At 39.0% G+C, this 17417-nt stretch carries 8 protein-coding genes; 5 read left to right on the top strand and 3 right to left on the bottom strand.

The window, feature by feature from the left end:
* Window positions 1–248: 248 nt before the first annotated feature.
* Together HUS61_RS16575 and HUS61_RS16580 are read left to right on the top strand one after the other, a co-directional pair.
* On the top strand, window positions 249–3107 hold the full coding sequence (locus tag HUS61_RS16575) for a TonB-dependent receptor domain-containing protein (protein ID WP_175083193.1): 2859 nt from the start codon (window positions 249–251) through the stop codon (window positions 3105–3107).
* A 75-nt stretch (window positions 3108–3182) separates the two neighbouring features.
* A complete protein-coding gene (locus HUS61_RS16580; RefSeq protein WP_175083194.1) occupies window positions 3183–4829 on the top strand; it encodes a sulfotransferase in 1647 nt (548 codons plus the stop codon).
* Window positions 4830–4869: 40 nt separating this feature from the next.
* On the opposite strand, the gene HUS61_RS16585 is transcribed toward HUS61_RS16580, so the two are convergent.
* The 3 genes from HUS61_RS16585 to HUS61_RS16595 all read right to left on the bottom strand — a co-directional run bounded on the left by HUS61_RS16585 (window position 4870) and on the right by HUS61_RS16595 (window position 9097).
* Entirely contained in the window at window positions 4870–6660 is a 1791-nt protein-coding gene (locus HUS61_RS16585; RefSeq protein ID WP_175079760.1) for a putative 2OG-Fe(II) oxygenase, read from the bottom strand.
* A 53-nt stretch (window positions 6661–6713) separates the two neighbouring features.
* Complete coding sequence (locus HUS61_RS16590) at window positions 6714–7859, bottom strand: DUF547 domain-containing protein (RefSeq protein ID WP_175083195.1); 1146 nt, start codon at window positions 7857–7859, stop codon at window positions 6714–6716.
* A gap of 62 nt (window positions 7860–7921) precedes the next feature.
* The gene (locus HUS61_RS16595) at window positions 7922–9097 is read right to left on the bottom strand and encodes a DUF547 domain-containing protein (RefSeq protein ID WP_130166773.1); all 1176 of its coding nucleotides are present in this window, start codon (window positions 9095–9097) and stop codon (window positions 7922–7924) included.
* Between the two features lie 640 nt (window positions 9098–9737).
* Between HUS61_RS16595 and HUS61_RS16600 the strand changes: the two genes are divergently transcribed.
* The 3 genes from HUS61_RS16600 to HUS61_RS16610 all read left to right on the top strand — a co-directional run bounded on the left by HUS61_RS16600 (window position 9738) and on the right by HUS61_RS16610 (window position 17391).
* Window positions 9738–12401: a TonB-dependent receptor gene (locus tag HUS61_RS16600; protein ID WP_058583747.1), complete on the top strand. Its 2664-nt coding sequence runs from the start codon at window positions 9738–9740 to the stop codon at window positions 12399–12401.
* 115 nt (window positions 12402–12516) lie between these two features.
* The gene (locus tag HUS61_RS16605; protein ID WP_175083196.1) at window positions 12517–14457 is read left to right on the top strand and encodes a S9 family peptidase; all 1941 of its coding nucleotides are present in this window, start codon (window positions 12517–12519) and stop codon (window positions 14455–14457) included.
* 291 nt (window positions 14458–14748) lie between these two features.
* Window positions 14749–17391, top strand: a complete 2643-nt coding sequence (locus HUS61_RS16610) for a TonB-dependent receptor (RefSeq protein WP_175083197.1) — start codon at window positions 14749–14751, stop codon at window positions 17389–17391.
* The last annotated feature ends 26 nt before the right edge of the window (window positions 17392–17417 follow it).

Genomic DNA, 17417 nt, shown 5'->3' on the forward strand with positions numbered 1-17417 from the left:
AACATTTTTTTGACTCTTTGTTGCGATGAATGATCGGTAAGCTCAGTTTAAACGCTTATTTGTGTGTTTTTTGTCCACAAAACAAGAAAAAGTAAACTTTTTGCTGCTTCATTAAAAAATTGTAAATAAAGGGCTGGATATTTTGTTTTATTTGTTTATTATTTGTTTGTCGCAGTCCTGATGCGATACAAATAATAAACAAGCTTATGCTAAATATAGCCACAATATAGTGGTCCAGGGAGAATCAAATGTTAAATAATAAAGTTTCAAAAGCAGTTCGCTTAGCGCTTGCTTTTGGTACAGCTTCAACAGCTGCGTTTTCTGTAAACTCTTATGCTGCTGAAGAAGAAGCAGTTGAAAAAGTTGAACGTATTGAAGTTACAGGTTCACGTATCAAACGTACTGATATCGAAACTGCAAGCCCAGTACAAGTTACAACAGCTGAAGAAATCGAAGTAGCTGGTTTCACTCGTGTTGAAGACATGATGAATAGCTTGCCTCAACTAGAAGCTTCAAGCACTGCATTCCAATCAAATGGTGCTTCTGGTACTGCTACTCTTGATTTACGTGGTATGGGTTCACAGCGTACTCTAGTACTTATCAACGGTCGTCGTATGCAAGCTGGTGGTATCTACAGCCAGTCTGCTGATATTAACCAAATTCCAGCTGCACTTATCAAACGCGTTGACGTTATGACAGGTGGTGGTTCATCAACTTACGGTGCTGACGCGGTAGCGGGTGTTGTAAACTTCGTGATGGACGATCAGTTCGAAGGTTTTGAAGTTAACATCGGTTCAACTGCATACCAACACGACAACGATAACGAATACATCCAAGGTTTAATGGATGACCGTGATTTTGATTACCCTGATGGAAGCTCAGGCTTTGACGGTTCATCGTTTGATTTCTCTGCTACTTTAGGTGGTTCATTCGATAGCGGTAAAGGTCACGCTGTAGGTTATTTCACTTACAACAAACAAAACGAATTACGCCAAGGCTCACGTGATTACTCTTCATGTGCTCTTAATGCTGCAGGTACAGCGTGTGGTGGTTCTGGTAACGCAGTTAACCCTAACTTCTATATCTCAGGTGTAACTGACACAGGTGCATTTGATTGGGATGATTACGATTACTGGACACTTGGTTCTGATAGCAGCTTCATTCCTTCAAGCGGTAACGTTTATAACTACGCACCAGTAAACCACTTTATGCGTCCGGATGAGCGTCATACGCTAGGTTTATTCGCTAACTATGAAGTAAATGACAACTTCCACCCGTTCATTGAAGCTATGTTCATGCGTGACCGTACTTCTGCGCAAATCGCAGAGTCAGGTACGTTCTTCGATACAAACTATGTAATCGATTACGATAGCCCGCTTCTTACAGATGCACAGCGTCAAAACTTAACTGATCGTTTCGGTTTAACTTCAGGTGACCAGTTCGCTACTTACATTGGTAAGCGTAACGTTGAAGGTGGCCCACGTGTTAACCAACTTGAGCATAGCTCATTCCGCTTAGTACTAGGTAGTAAAGGTGAAATCAGTGACCTTTGGTCATATGAAGCGTTCATGCAATATGGTTCAACTTCTTCATCTTCTGCATACGAAAATGACTTCTTCGGTCCACGTATCAGTACTGCGCTTTCTGCAAATGGTGAAGATTGTGCGGCAACAGATGGCTGTATTCCTTACGAAGTATTCACATACCAAGGTGTTTCTGCTGAAGCAGCTGGTGCATTGACTGGTACTGCGATTCTTAACGGTGTTACTGAACAGTTCATCGTAAGTGGCTTCGTTACAGGTGAATTTGAATTTGGTCTTCCTTCTTCAGATTACCCACTTGCTGCAGTATTCGGTGCTGAATACCGTGAAGAAACATTCGGCCGTACAGCGGATGAAGTTTACGCACAAGGTCTATTACTTGGCCAAGGCGGTCCTACTAAGAGCCTTAACGGTGAGTACGATGTAACTGAATTCTTCGGTGAGTTAAGTATTCCTATCGTTGAAGGTATCACTGGTGTTGAAAGCCTGTTAGTTGACTTAGGCTACCGCTGGTCTGATTACAGTACTTCAGGTTCAGAGCCTACATATAAAGTAGCAATGAACTGGGACGTAACTGAGAACTGGAAAATCCGTTCAAGCTACAACCGTGCGGTTCGTTCTGCAAACAACGGTGAGTTATTCGCTCAACAAAGCCAAGGTTTATGGGCAGGTGTAGATCCATGTGCGACTGCAACTCCAGAACTTAGCCAAGCAGCTTGTGCTAACACAGGTATTTCAGCGTCACAATACGGTAACGTAGGTAAGAGCCCTGCAGACCAATATAACGGTTTCTTCGGTGGTAACCCTGATCTAAGCCCTGAAATCGCTGATACAATCACTTTAGGTGTTGTTGGTAACCCATTTGAAAGCTTCAACTTCTCAATCGATTACTGGGATATCGACCTTGAAGATGCAATCGGTGCAATTGACCCAGAGTTAATCGTTCGCCAGTGTGGTCTAACAGGCGATGCTCAATTCTGTGATAAGATTGAACGTACTCCTGGTAGCGGCAGCTTATGGATTGGTTCTGGTCAAGTTGTGGCAACAAACACTAACTTAGGTAACATCCATTTTGAAGGTATCGACTTAAGTGCAAACTACGACATGGAAATCGCCGGTGGTACACTTGCAACTAGCCTAATCGGTACTTACATGATGACTAAAGAGTATGAAGATATTCCAGGTGTAAGTGAACCGTATGACTGTGTTGATACACTAGACAATGGCTGTTTCCCACAACCAGAATGGCGTCATGTTCTTACTGCAAGCTACGACACTGGCAGCTGGTGGAAAGCTACTGCTAAATGGCGTTACTTCAGTGCAGTTAATGACTACACAGGTTCTGACACTTTAGTTGAAGACGGTATTGGTTCACAAAGCTATCTTGACCTTAAAGGTTCATTCACTATCAATGACTACACTCGTGTACTTGTTGGTGTGAACAACGTACTAGATAAAGAGCCACCACTAGTAGGCGGTACATTATCTACAAATGGTAACGCAGTTGCTGGTTACTACGACACTCTAGGTCGTTACTTCCACGCAAGCGTTTCATTAAAATTCTAATTTGAATTAATTAATGTATGATAAAGCGAGCTTCGGCTCGCTTTTTTTATGGGGAAGCTTTTTTATGGGGAAACAATGACATCAGAACAACACGCGTTTACCCAAGCTGTTGCTTTACTTCAGCAAGGTAAAGTTAGCCAGGGGATAGAATTATTAAAACCGTTAACACAGAACAATGAGTTTGCTGAAAAAGCGTTACAGATCCTTTTCAAAGTTGCTATGCAGCAACAAGATACTGAAACAGCCATTACCTATTGCCAAAAACTGGTATCGATAGCTCCAAAAAAGTTTGATTATGTACTGACCTTAGTACAATTAAGTATAAGTTGTGGTGAGTTCAAAATTGCAAAAAGCGCGCTATTACCTTTATATGAGACAAATCCGCAGCAAGCTGATATTTGCTTTCAGCTTGGAAAAATAGAAAGAAAGCTTGATAACCACGATTCAGCTATGCGCTTCTTTGAACAAGCTCTAACATTATCTGAGCAGTTTAAAGCACCCGCTTTAATAGAAATTGCTTTTATGCATAATGAGCAATTACATCAACCCGATGATGCCGTAAGTTACTTACAACAAGCGATTAGTCATGATGAAAATAATCTTCAAGCTCACTTTTCATTGGCAAATATTTACGAACAGCTTGGTGATAAAGAGAAAGCGAAAAAAGGTTTTCAACAGGTTTTAAAAATAGATGCATTTAATGCGATGGCTCAAGCAAGGTTGGCCGATATTGAAACCTTCACTGAGCGCGATGCAATTGACTATGAACAAGCAAGCTTAGCCATTTTAAAGCGAGAGTCAGATGACATAGCGTGTGCTGATATTTATTATGCACTTGGTAAGGTATTTAATGATTGTAAAAACTATCAGAAAGCTTGGCATTATTATGTAAAAGCTAATCATTACAATAAAAAGTATTTACCAGCCTATGATCGCCAATCTGTTGAGAAGATTACTGACTACACTTTAGCGCGTAATATTGCTCTGCAAGAAGCGAATAGTTCAATAACACCCATTATAATTTGTGGTATGTTTCGTTCTGGCTCAACACTAATTGAACAAATCATCAGCTCTAACGAGCAAATAGCGGCAGGTGGTGAAATTGCCTATTTACATTCATCGTTATTCAATTTGATTGGCGATGAAAAGACACTAGTTAATAAGGTTAAAGAGCCTGAATTTATTGATGGTTATAAAGAACAATTAACTTTAAGAGCTGAAGGTGCGCTTTATGTAACAGATAAACGCCCTGAAAATTACCTTTACTTAGACATTATCAAGCAGCTCTATCCAAAAGCTAAGATTATCTGGACAGAGCGAGATATTAAAGACAATAGCTTGTCAGCTTTTTTCCAGCATTTGGGTCCGAGCTTAAACTATGCTGTATCCCTTAGTGATACTCTACATCACTATGAGCAGCAGCAACGTATTAAGTCACATTGGCAGTCGTGTTTCAGTAATGATATTTTTACCCTGAATTACGATCAGCTCGTTTGCTCACCCGAGCAGATTTTAGAACAGCTGTTTCGCTTTCTAGGGCTTGAATATACTGATGAAGCCCAGCGATTTCATAATAAATCTGGCACTGTAAGTACAGCGAGTGTATGGCAGGTTAGAAGGCCACTTTATACGTCATCCTCAGGACGATTTGCAAATTACCTTGAACACATACAGGCTGATGAAAAATCCTACCAAGATGCCAAAGCGCTGTTAAATAAGTAATTGGTAATAAAAAAGACCATCATTTGGATGGTCTTTTTTATTATTTTAAGGGCATGATATCACATGGAATAGTTAGCCGAGGGCTAGTGCTTTTTAGTTGGTATGTACCATGCCAAATATAGCTTGGAAATATAATAATTTGACCTTCCTCAGGGCAGATTTCACGAGCTATAGACTCACGCTCACCTAAGTTAAGACTGGTTTCTCCTAGCTTAAGCCAGCCATTTTTAGTTTCATCATCTTTACTCATCTCATTAGGAATAGAAATATAACTCGGCGCTGATAACCAACCTTGAGGGTGGATATGATTAGCATGAAAACCGCCTTCTTCTAGTTTCACCGACCAACTACCTCTGGCAACAAAGCGTTTATGATTTCGCGCTAATAGAGGGTGGTTAGCATCCTCTGGTAGCTGCATCAGGTATTGATTAATGCATTCATTCATAGATGACTTAAATAAATCAATAAGTTGGTTTGAACGGTGTAACAAGTGACCTTGTGTTTGGCTGCCACTGCGCACACTTTGATCTAATGGTTGGAGTTTATTTGTGTGAAGGCTGATCATTAGCTCCTGCAACTGCTTATTAAAATCAGCAAAGGTCTTAAAGCCAGGCGGAGCAGGTAGCTCCATCACTTTAACGAATTTATCTAGGTCAGTTAACCAGTGATATTTATCATTATTTGATAGTCGCCAAGCAATACTTAAATATGCCCAAAGCTCTTGGTTGTGAGGATTAAATTTTACTGCGGTTTCTAAATGAGAGATCGCTGAGCTGTAATCGCCTTGTTGTATGTAAAAGTTCGCTAAATCAATACAGTAACGAGCATTTTGTGGGGCTGCTTTAACTAGTTGCTGAAGGAGTGAAAATGCTTTTTCTTCGTCACCTGTTCTATCTAGAATTATACTGTGTGCATGATGTAAATCTAAATTTTGTGGATGGTTTCGTGTTGCATCACTGCTTACTAATAATGCTTCTTCCAGCTTATCTAGTTGCAGTAGTTGGCCAATTTGAGAGTGGATCAGAACAGGGTTTGCATCATAATTTTTGAAAGTTTGAGCATATGAACTCATTAATTGACTCTGCGAGTGTTCCCAGTAAAGCTTGTTAAGACTTTCATGCGCTGGTATGTAGTTAGGAGCAAGTTCTAAGCATGCCTTAAGGTGAGCTTGTGCTTGTTCATACTTCTGTAAATCATAGTATGTACAACCAACTATGTAGTGCAACTCGGCGCTTGGTTGCTGTTTTAAAAGCATTTGCAAAAGCGCTAAGGCCTCGGCAAATTGACCTAAATTTCGATAATTACATGCATGTTTATAAACGAAATGAAATTGCCCCTTTAATTGATCTGGTAATTTTGTTTGAAAATACTCTTCGATACGTTGTAAGTCACCAAAGCGCTCGAAAAGTTCTAAAGTGAGCCAATGGTAACGAACGAATGTGTTCTGCGAGGGCGATGTTTTGCTCAATAAATGTTCGGCTTTTAATAATTCATCTTGATTAATTAGGCTTTCAATGTAATTAAGTCGTGGCTTTTCGAGTGATAAAGAAGCTGTCTTGTATTCACAAAACTGAATACACTCTGCATACTTTTTTTGTTTACAAAGTAGATTTGTGTAGTTGTCTAAAAGGCCAACATGATTGCTAAATTGGCTAAGGCCTTGTAAATAACACTGCTCTGCTTCAATAGTTTTGTTTACAGCTGATAAACATAAGCTATTTAATGTATACCAATCAGCGGTTTTATTTGTATGTAAAGAAAGGAGTTGTAATGCCTGCACATATTGTTGTTGATTGAATGCGTGCAAAGCTCTTTGCAATGAATTATTCACTCGTACACCCTGTTTTTGCTTTATGTTAACAGGGCGTACAGTAAAGTAAAATATTACTCTTGATTTACATCAAGGTCTTTGATTTCTACAGTACCTTTAATGCGTTCTCTTTGTTTATAAAGCTTGCGAATTTTCTTCCAAACTTGTGGTGGGTATCGACCAAATTGAGCTAGCCGCTTCGTTAAGGGATCGGTGATATAGCTTCCGTCTGCTGCACGATATCCATATGTCATTCCTCCTATACCCTCTAGCGCGGCCCTGTTAATAGCAGAAGAGGCGCCATAGGCTCTATGCGTGCGATATAAATCCACGATATGCCAATCATCTATTGTAAGCTTAAACCCTTTAGATGACTCTACAGCATCTTTTAAAGAGCCATTAGTATAGTGTTCAATATGAGACTTTAAATCTTGCTCAAAGTCGTCAAACAAGGCTTCTGTTTGCTGGTAATAGACGGATAGGTAAAGTCTATCTTTCCCTTTAATTTGCATACCTCGGTTAGAATTAACAAATTCCTCACCATTGTCTGCTAGTTGGTAATACACTTTGCTTCCTACATAGGCCTCTGGGCGAAGATTTGGGCTGCCGATATTCCCTTGATGAAAGCCGTACATAACAATCGGTTTATTTTTGCCAAACTTTTTAAAGACAATGTTGTGTTGTATGTCATTTAAAGACAGGCTATGTCCCATAACAGTAATAAATTCCTCATCAAGTAATGAATTATCACCAAATAATAAATCTTCAGTACTGAAGATAGGGTAGTGCTCAATGAGTTTCTCTAATAATGCTGTGGTATATAAATTTAGCCAATAGGCCAGTTGCTCAGATAAAACGAGCTCATTAAGTGGGATTTGTTCAGGAACTTGTTCAAGGCTCAGACGTATTTTTTTAAAACCAGTTTTCAGGTTTGCTTTTACAACTTCTTCATAATAAAAACGATTTGCTTCTAAAGCTGTATCGTTATTTTTGTGTGCTCGCGTACGTGTGCCAATGCCTGATTGGCCTTTTCGAAAATCTCGGTCTGAGCGGCCTAAGTCAATAACCGTGATTTTAAGTAACTGATCTAAATCACCATAAGATATTGTTAAATCACTATCTAAGCCGAAATCGGCAAATTCTTCAGGTAAAGTGTCTAGTCTTGCTGAGGTTTGTGCAGTAAAGAAAATTGCGGTTATTAATAAGAGTGGTTTAAGCATAGCGAACTCCCTGTTCAGAAAAAGCCACCCGTCACATTCTTTTGACGAGTGGCATTCTTATTTTAATTGTTTGAATCAAGATCCTTAATCTCAACAGAGCCACTGTTGTCTTGGCGCTTTAAGTTAAGTTTTTTGATTTTCTCTAACATTTCAGGAGAAAAACGACCAAAATCCATGGTGCGCATCATAATTGAATCTGTAATATGACTCACATTAACCGCTCCAATACCCGAGCCACTACCTTCAGGACCGATTGGTACAGCTGAGTTGCTTACAACAGCATTAAGCATTGCTGCAGGGTTAGTTGATGCAGATCCGCCATAGTCACGGTCGGTACCATATAAATCAGTAATACTCCAATCTTCGATATCAACTTTGAAGCGTTTGGCGTATTTAACATCGCTTTTCATTTGACCTTCAGCGTAGTCTTCTAAGTGCTCACGTAAGTCACTTTCGAAATCTGAAAACAAAGACTCAGCTTGCTCATAATATTTAGATACATAAAGGCGATTTTTACGCTTAATTTGCATGCCTCTATTTGAGTTTACAAATTCCTCACCATTTTCAACAAGTTGATGGTAAACCTTGCTACCTTTATAAGCTTCATCTCGAAGGTTTGGGCTACCAATGTTACCTTGATAAAAGCCATACATAACTATCGGCTTTTTTTTACCAAATTTTTCAAAAACAATTTTATGTTGAATATCATTGAGTGAAAGTTTGTAACCGGCAACGGTTAAAAACTCATCTTCTAAAATCGAGTCATCACCAAATAGAAGGTCTTCTGTATCGCGAATAGGGTAGTGTTCGATTAATTTTTCGACCATGGCTGTATTATATAGGTTAAGCCAGTAAGCTAACTGCTCGTCTAGGCTTAAATCATTCAGCGACACTTCGCTAGGTACCTTCTCTAAGCTAACTCTAATCTTGTGAAAGCCATCCTTTATCTCTGATTTAGTAACACCTTCGAAGAAAAAACGATTGGCTTCAAGCGCAGTATCGTTGTTTCTGTGCGATTTCATGCGGGTGCCAATGGAGGATTGAGATTTGCGAGAGCTTCGGTCTGACATCCCCATGTCGATAACAGTCATTTCAAGTAAGTTATCAAGGTCCTCATACGAAATTTTAATATCTCGATTAAGGCTAAAGTCTGAAAATTCTTCTGGTAGTTCATTTATTTTTGCATACGAAGAAAGTGAGCAAAACGTAAATGCAATTAGTAATAATTGTTTAAACATGATTTTTCCTTGTTGTTTTAACAATCTTACTATCAGTGATTGTTACAGTTTTTTCAAGTTTATAGGTACCGAATTTGTTCTGGTTTTACTTGTTTATCTTCAGAAAATATAAGGGGTTAAATATTTTTCTGTACTTTCCGTTAGTTGTTGCTAGTTAATAGAATGTTCATTCTATTAACTTTTGCATCATTTTGTCCTTTTTCTTCATGTATGAATCATTTTGACCATGTTTGTTGTGGTTTCATCTTAATTGTAAGGTATTAAAATTTTATTTTTTTATTTTTAAAGATAAAAAATGCCATTTATTAGTGTTGAGTTTTATTGTTAAAGATGCAATTGTTGTTGGGTTTTGCTTTAGTACCCATATCAATACTAAAAAATTAAATTCTTTTTGACCTTTGTAACCTGTTGTAAATGTTGCTGTGTCTATTGTATTTAAAGGGGTTTGAAGGTGTTAATTATGTTTTATTATTATGGTTAGTGTTTTATTTATTGTTAAAAATTGAACTTTTGAGTTAGCGAAGTGTTGACCTTTAAGAGTGGCGAGTATTATTATCAAAGCTCAAAATTACTGCCTAATATGCATTTTTTTTGAATAACTATAAATATTCCATGAATAACATGGTCCAGGGAGAATCAAATGTTAAATAATAAAGTTTCAAAAGCTGTTCGCTTAGCGGTCGCTTTTGGCGCAGCTTCTACAGCTGCATTTTCTGCAAGCACATTTGCTGCAGATGAAGAAAACGCAGAAAAAGTTGAGCGTATCCAGGTTACTGGTTCACGTATCAAGCAGGTAGATCTTGAGAACAGCTCTCCAGTTACTGTTTTATCAGCGGCAGAAATCAGCCTTTCAGGTGAGCCTACAGTTGCTGACGTTTTAAATAACCTTGCTTCTAACTCTTTCGGTTCTTGGAAAGGTGTATCTGGTTACGGTGCTGGTGGTGCAGCTTCTTCTAACATTAACTTACGTGGTCTTGGTTCTGACGCGACACTTGTATTATTAGATGGTCGTCGTATGCCTGGTACAAGTTCATCTTCTGGTTCATCGGCTGATACATCAATCATCCCAATGGCTGTTGTTGAGCGTGTTGAAATCCTTCGCGATGGCGCATCAGCTGTTTATGGTTCATCTGCAGTTGCTGGTGTAATCAATATCATCACTAAAAAAGACTTTGATGGCGTTAGCGTAAAATACGATTACGAAGTACCTAAAGTTGAAGGTGGCGAAAGCAAAACTTTCTCAATTACTTCAGGTTACACATCTGAAAAAGGTAACATCATCTTCACGTATGAAAACTCACGTGACAATGCAATCTTCGACAAAGAAATTTGGGCGATGGACGATCCAACTTACGGTGCGTACAGCGGTTATAGCCATGTTCCAAACTACCGAATCGGTGGTGCGGGTAGCTATATCTCTAACCCTGAGCTTTGTGACCAAACAGCTGACGTCGTAAATTCTATGGATGAGAACGGCGTTGGTGGTTGTTTATACAACTACGGTAACGTTACAAAATTCTACCCAGACGTAGAAAACAACTCATTCTTAACTAACTTTAACTATGAATTGACTGACAACATTCGCTTTGTTGGTCGTGCAATGGCAAGTTTCAACGAAACAAACTCTCGTTACGCAGGTACGCCAGTATCTACCGGTGCAGTTTGGATGGATGCTGACAACCAATATAACCCAGAAGATGAAGATATCCGTCTTTACATGCGTTCTGTGCCAATTGGTAACCGTGATACAAAAACAGAAGTTGTAACTACAGACATCGTATTAGGTCTTGAAGGCTTCACTGATATTGGTAATGGTTTTGATTGGGAAATCAACTATCAAAACAGCATCTCTAAAACAAATGTTTTTGGTAGCAACCTAGTTAATGACGTAATGTTACAAAGCGCAATTGACTCTGGTGAATATGATATTCTTAACACTACTGGCATGAGCTACGAAGAGTGGAATACTCAACTTACAGACTTATACCAATATGCAGCGCATACAGGTACTTACGAAGGTCGTTACGAAAGCCAACAAATTGATGGTTTAGTGTCTACTACATTCGTTGATAACGGTGATTTCGTTATTGCTGGTGTTGTTGGTGCAGAATTTGAAGAAATTGATTTCACTCAAGTATCTGACCCTGAGTCTGCAAATGGTTTCATCTCAGGCGGTTCAGGCGGCGATGACGTATATGCAACTCGTGACCGTACTGCTGCATACATGGAAATTCAAGCAAGCTTACCTTATGAAATTGATGTAACTGTTGCTGGTCGTTATGAGAAATACGAACAGTCAGGTATGACTAACCTTGGTGAAAAGAGCACTACATTTGATAAAGTTGTTCCAAAAGTAGGTGTTACTTGGCGCCCAACTGACACATTATTAATCCGTGGTTCTTGGGGTGAGTCTTTCCGTGCTCCTAACATGGGCGAAATGTTCCAGTCTTATGCATTAAGCTTCCCAACTGTTCGTGATACAGCATGGTGTGATGCTAACCCTGGTCAATCATTAGAAGGTTATTGTTCTGACGCTGGTGAGCAAGTAGCGACATGGTTCGGTGGTAATGCAAACCTTACTGAAGAAACGGGTGACTCTACGACGCTTGGTTTCGTATGGGATATCGTTGATGGCTTAGCAGTAGAATTAACTTACTACGATATCAGCTACGAAAACCGTATCGATGACGTAAGCACAACTGAACTTCTACGTATTGAACAAGAAGAAGGTGGTTTAGGTTCTACACCAGATGCTATCGACCGTGCTAATGGTACTGGTCAAATTGATTACATCTACACAGGTTATATCAATAAAGCATCACTACAAACGTCTGGTTTCGATTTCTCAACTCGCTACAAGCATGAAACTAGCTTCGGTGACTTTGGCGTAATGCTAAACGTTTCAAAAGTTATGGAATTTGAAGAGAAAGCTGACAAAGATGCAGAACCGTTTGATTATGCTGGTCTTCAAGATTACCCAGATTGGAAAGCTGATTTAGGTGTTAGCTATTCTTATGAAGATTACAGTGCTTCTTGGACTATGTTCTACGTAGGCGCTCAAGAGTCAGGTAACGAAGAGTGGGGTGTTGATTACCTTGCTGACGTTCCTTCATACTTCAAGCATAATGCTCAGTTCACATACACTGCACCAACAAATACTAAAATTTCTGTAGGTGTTAACAACGTATTTGATAAGAAAGCACCTTCTTGGTATGACGGCTTCCGTGATTACCGTGATTCAAGCTGGTCATTATACGATCAAACAGGTCGTTCAATGTACCTTCGTTTAGAACAAAAATTCTAAGCTAAAATAATTAGTATAAGCTCTTAAAACCCTGCTGTAGCAGGGTTTTTTTATGCAAAGTACTAAGTTATAAATAACCCAAACATTTATCGTCATAATTAAAGGGAATATTAAAATGAAAATAATATGGTTTTTACTTTTGAGTAGTTTGCTCAGTTTATCTATGAGTGTCGGCTCCAAAACGCAAGACATCCCGATTGAGGACTTCTTTAAAACACCTAAATTTTCTAATTTGCAACTTTCTCCAAATGGGAAGTACCTTGCGGTTTTATCGCCAATTAACGAGCGTAGAAATATTGTTGTAATGGAAGTTGATGGCTTTAAAAATGCGAGGCCAATAACAAAGTTTGATGAGCAAGATATCAATAGTTTCTCTTGGGCGAATAATGATGACATTATTTTTACACTAGACAGTAATGGTAATGAAGCATTCAGTATTTATACAATTGATGCCCATAAGAAACGTGCAAAGGTCGTGCAGTTAGTCGGATCAAAAGTTGGCGCATCAGGTATCCGCTCTGCATCAGTTGTGCATTTATTACCAGATGATCCAAAGCATATTCTGGTGCAATATAACGGCCGAAATATTGTTGCTCCAGATTTATATAAACTGCCAATCGACAGCCGTTGGGATCGTAAACACGAACGTAATTACAAGATGGACTTACTTGCAAAGAACCCTGGTAACGTTCAGGGGTGGATGCTTGATCATGATGGTGAGGTACGTGGCGCTTTAACGATTGAAGGTTTAAAAGGTACTTTACTATATAAAGGAAAAGGCGAAGAAAAATTCAGAGTATTACGAGAGTACAATGCCGAAGAAGCAAATATTGAACCATTGGCATTTGATTTCGATAATAAAAGTTTGTTCGTCGCTTCTGATTTAGGTCGTGATACCAAAGCTGTTTTTTATTTCGATCCAGAAACGAATAAGTTAGGCGAACAAATTTTTGCCCATGATAACGTTGATGTTACATCGCTTAGCTTTTCGAGAAAGCGTAAAAAGCTTACTTCAATTAGTTTTTATAACAAATACCCTGAAGAAGTATACTTCGATGAACAGACTGCAAAAATGATGACCTCATTAAAGCAGGCATTTCCCGATAAAGTTGTGACAATTACCAGTCGCTCTGATGATGAAGTGCTCAATATTGTCTATGCAGCGAGTGACACTGATCCCGGCCAATATTATTTATTTAATAAAAATGACAATAGCTTAAAAGCATTATTAAGCCCAATGTCATGGATAGATCCTAAAGCGATGTCGCCGATGCAGCCTATCGAATTCAAAAGTAGAGATGGTTTAACATTAAATGGTTATATCACAATTCCTAAAAACTCGTCGGGTAAACAGCTACCTCTTATCGTAAATCCACATGGTGGTCCCTTTGGAATTCGAGATTATTGGGGATTCAATCCTGAAGCCCAGTTTTTTGCAAGTAGAGGCTATGCTACAGTCCAAGTTAACTTTAGGGGATCTGGCGGTTATGGTCGCAAATTCCAGCAAGCGGGTTATGGTGGTAAATGGGGCGCTGAAATGCAAAATGATATTACAGATACCGTTAAATATTTGGTTTCAGAAGGTATCGCAGATGCGAATAAGGTCTGTATTTATGGCGCGAGTTACGGTGGCTATGCCACAGTAGCAGGCCTTGCGTTTACACCTGAACTTTATAAATGCGGAATAGATTACGTTGGCGTAACAGATGTGTCTTTATTATTTGATACATTACCAAAGCATTGGGAGTCACAACGTGAAGTGCTTGAAATGCAGATTGGTGATCCATCTGATGAAGCCCTAATGAAACGAATGTCACCGTTGCAACATGTTGATAAAATTAAAGCGCCACTAATGATAGTGCAAGGTGCGAAAGACCCGCGCGTAGTTAAGCAACACGCAACTGATTTACGCGATGCACTGGCAAAAAAAGGAGTAATTTTGTCAGATGATGAATGGATAATGAAAGAAAATGAAGGTCATGGCTTTCAGAAGCAAGAAAATAAAGTTGAGCTTTACACAAAAATGGAAAAGTTTTTGGCTAGATATTTGAAATAATAAATTATCAAAAAAATACAAAAAACCCAGAAATTAAGGCTCAAACCTTATTCTGGGTTTTTTATTGTTTCGAATATATAAACCAATGTGAAATATATGTAATCAAATTTTTCTTTAATCTTATATATACTTGAAACTTAAAATTTACATTGAAAAACAATGGTTAAAAAACTGTTGACCAAAAGTTGTCCCTAATATTAGTATTTAATTCCCCTATGGGGTACTAGTACCCCTTTAAGGGGTAAAATAAATTAATAAAGTCATAACATGGATATGACCAGGGAGAATCAAATGTTAAATAATCAAGTTTCAAAAGCAGTTCGCTTAGCGATTGCTTTTGGTGCAGCGTCAACTGCTGCATTTTCAGCTTCGTCTTTTGCTGCTGATGAAAATGGTGTAGAAGAAGTTGAACGTATCGCGGTAACAGGTTCACGTATTAAACGCACAGATTTAGAAGGCTCAATTCCAGTAACCGTTATTGACCGTGCATCAATCGACTTTTCAGGGCAAACGTCAGTTTCTGATTTGATCCGTAATACTAGCTTTAACTCAGCAGGTTCATTCCGTCCTCAATCTGGTAGTTCAGCTCAAGGTGTTTCTCAAGTTAACCTACGTGGTTTAGGAGCATCACGCTCTTTAATCCTAGTCGATGGTCGTCGTCTTCCTAAGTCACCTTCAACAGGTAACTCACAAGACTTAAACTCAATCCCGATGGCTGCAGTAGAGCGTATTGAGATTTTATCTGATGGTGCTTCAGCTGTTTATGGTTCTGATGCAATTGCAGGTGTAATCAATATTATTACTCGTAAAAACTTTAATGGTGTTGAGGTACGTCTAGGTGCGGGCGATGTAAGCCTTCCAGAGGAAGGTGGTGATCGTGAGGAAGGCTCAGTTGTTTTCGGTGCATCGAGCGATAATGCATCAGTGATTGGTGGTATTTCTTGGAATAGCCGCGATATCATTTATGAGCATGATTATCCTTGGGTTCAACCAGGTGCATCTAGCTTTGGTGTGAATGCTTTAAAGGAAGCAGGTTACAGATCGATCATTTCTCAAGAAGAGTGTGACAGCTTAGAAAACTTCATGTATGGCTCAACGGGTGCTTGTGGTTACAACTTCAATGCAACTAATGCTAATGAAGCATCAACAGGTAACCAATCTGCTTTCTTAAAAGCAGAATATGAGATTAATGACGATTGGAAAATTTTCTCGCATACTCTTGTTTCTAAAACAAAATCATTTGGTAGATATGCACCTTCTTTAAATGATGCAGGTGATGCAGCCTTCTTATCAGATGATAGCCCTAACAACCCAATTAACCCAAATAGCCCTTTTTACGATGCAGAATTTGCGAGCTACATGGCTGATAAACGAGCTGGTGAAATTGCCAATGGCGATGATCCAAGTTTAGTTCAAATTCGTCATCGCTTTGCCGCATTGGGTAACCGTGATAACAACGTAGATAACTGGTCTACAGATTTCTTATTCGGTGCCGAAGGTTCAATTGGTGATGTTTTTGTTGATTTTGGTGCACGTAAAACTAAAACTAAAACATACGAAATCGGTCGTAACTATTTAATGGGCAGTAATGCGCGTGCAGCAATGGATAGTGGCGCTTACATGTTAAATGACCCATTTGGTTCTCGTTTTACAACGGATACTGAAAAGAGCGATTATCAAGAGCTTTTAAGCGGTCTTAAAGTAACAACTTCTCGTATTGGTGAATTCAATCAAGAAGAGCTATTCGCGTCAGCATCATTTGATGTAATAGAAATTGGCGGTGGTATGATTCAGGCGGTAGTCGGTGCAGAATACCGTAAAGAAGAGTATCAAGATACTTATGATTCGCTTTCTGAAGCTGGCCAAGTTGGTGGTTCATCAGGCAACAGTGCGGGTGGTTCTCGTGACGTTAAAGGTGCTTATTTCGAAGCATTATTCCCGTTAATGGAAGATCTTGAGATGACTCTTGCTGGCCGTTATGATGAATATTCTGATTACGGTAGTGATTTCTCGCCTAAAATCTCATTTAAATATGACGTAATGGAAGGTTTAGTACTTCGTGCATCATACGGTGAAGGCTTCCGTGCTCCAACACTTGATATCACGACTGCTAAGCCAGCTCCTGATAACCCAAATGTTAGCGATGATCCTTCATGCTTAAACTTTGGTCTTGAAGCAGGCTGTGATGTTCAAGTTAACGCAGTTACTCTTGCTAACCCAGAAATTGGTTCTGAAACATCTAAACAAACATCATTTGGTTTAGCGTATCAACCAACAGATTGGTTAAACTTCTCTGCAGATTATTATGATATTGAAATATCAAATATGATCCGTTTCTTTGGAGCAACTACGATTCTTAACCGTGAGCAAACAGGTGACCCAATTCCTGCCGGCTTAGGTGTCGAGCGTTTAAGCAATGGTGGTATTGATCTAATCACTCAAGGCTATGCAAATGAAGGTAGCTGGTCTATCAATGGTTTAGACTTAAATTTAAATACTACCTTTGATTTTGGTGATGCGGGCACATTCAAGCAAACTCTACAATGGAGTCACCAGTTTGAAAGCGTAGTAGATGGCGGTCGTAATACACTGAAAGATCCAGGTGAGCCACAAGATCGTGCAGTACTAAACAATACTTATACTTGGAGTGATTTTGACTTTGTATGGAATATCAATCTAATTGGTAAGCAATATGAAGACGTTACTCAAAATGATGATGGTTCTCTAGATAAGACAGGTAATATTGCTACTTGGGTAACACATGATTTGCAAGTTACATATAACATGTCTACGGGTACGCAGATCTCTCTTGGTATGCAAAATGCCTTTGAGAAAGAGCCGCAATTAAGTCCATTTGGCGGTCGTAACTATAACTTTGATTTATATGACGCATACGGACGTATTACATACCTTCGTTTCCGTCAATCATTCTAAATAAAACAATATGAAAGGTGGGCTTA

Origin of the sequence: Pseudoalteromonas sp. 0802, from assembly GCF_013350085.1 — a bacterium.
Lineage (GTDB): Bacteria > Pseudomonadota > Gammaproteobacteria > Enterobacterales > Alteromonadaceae > Pseudoalteromonas.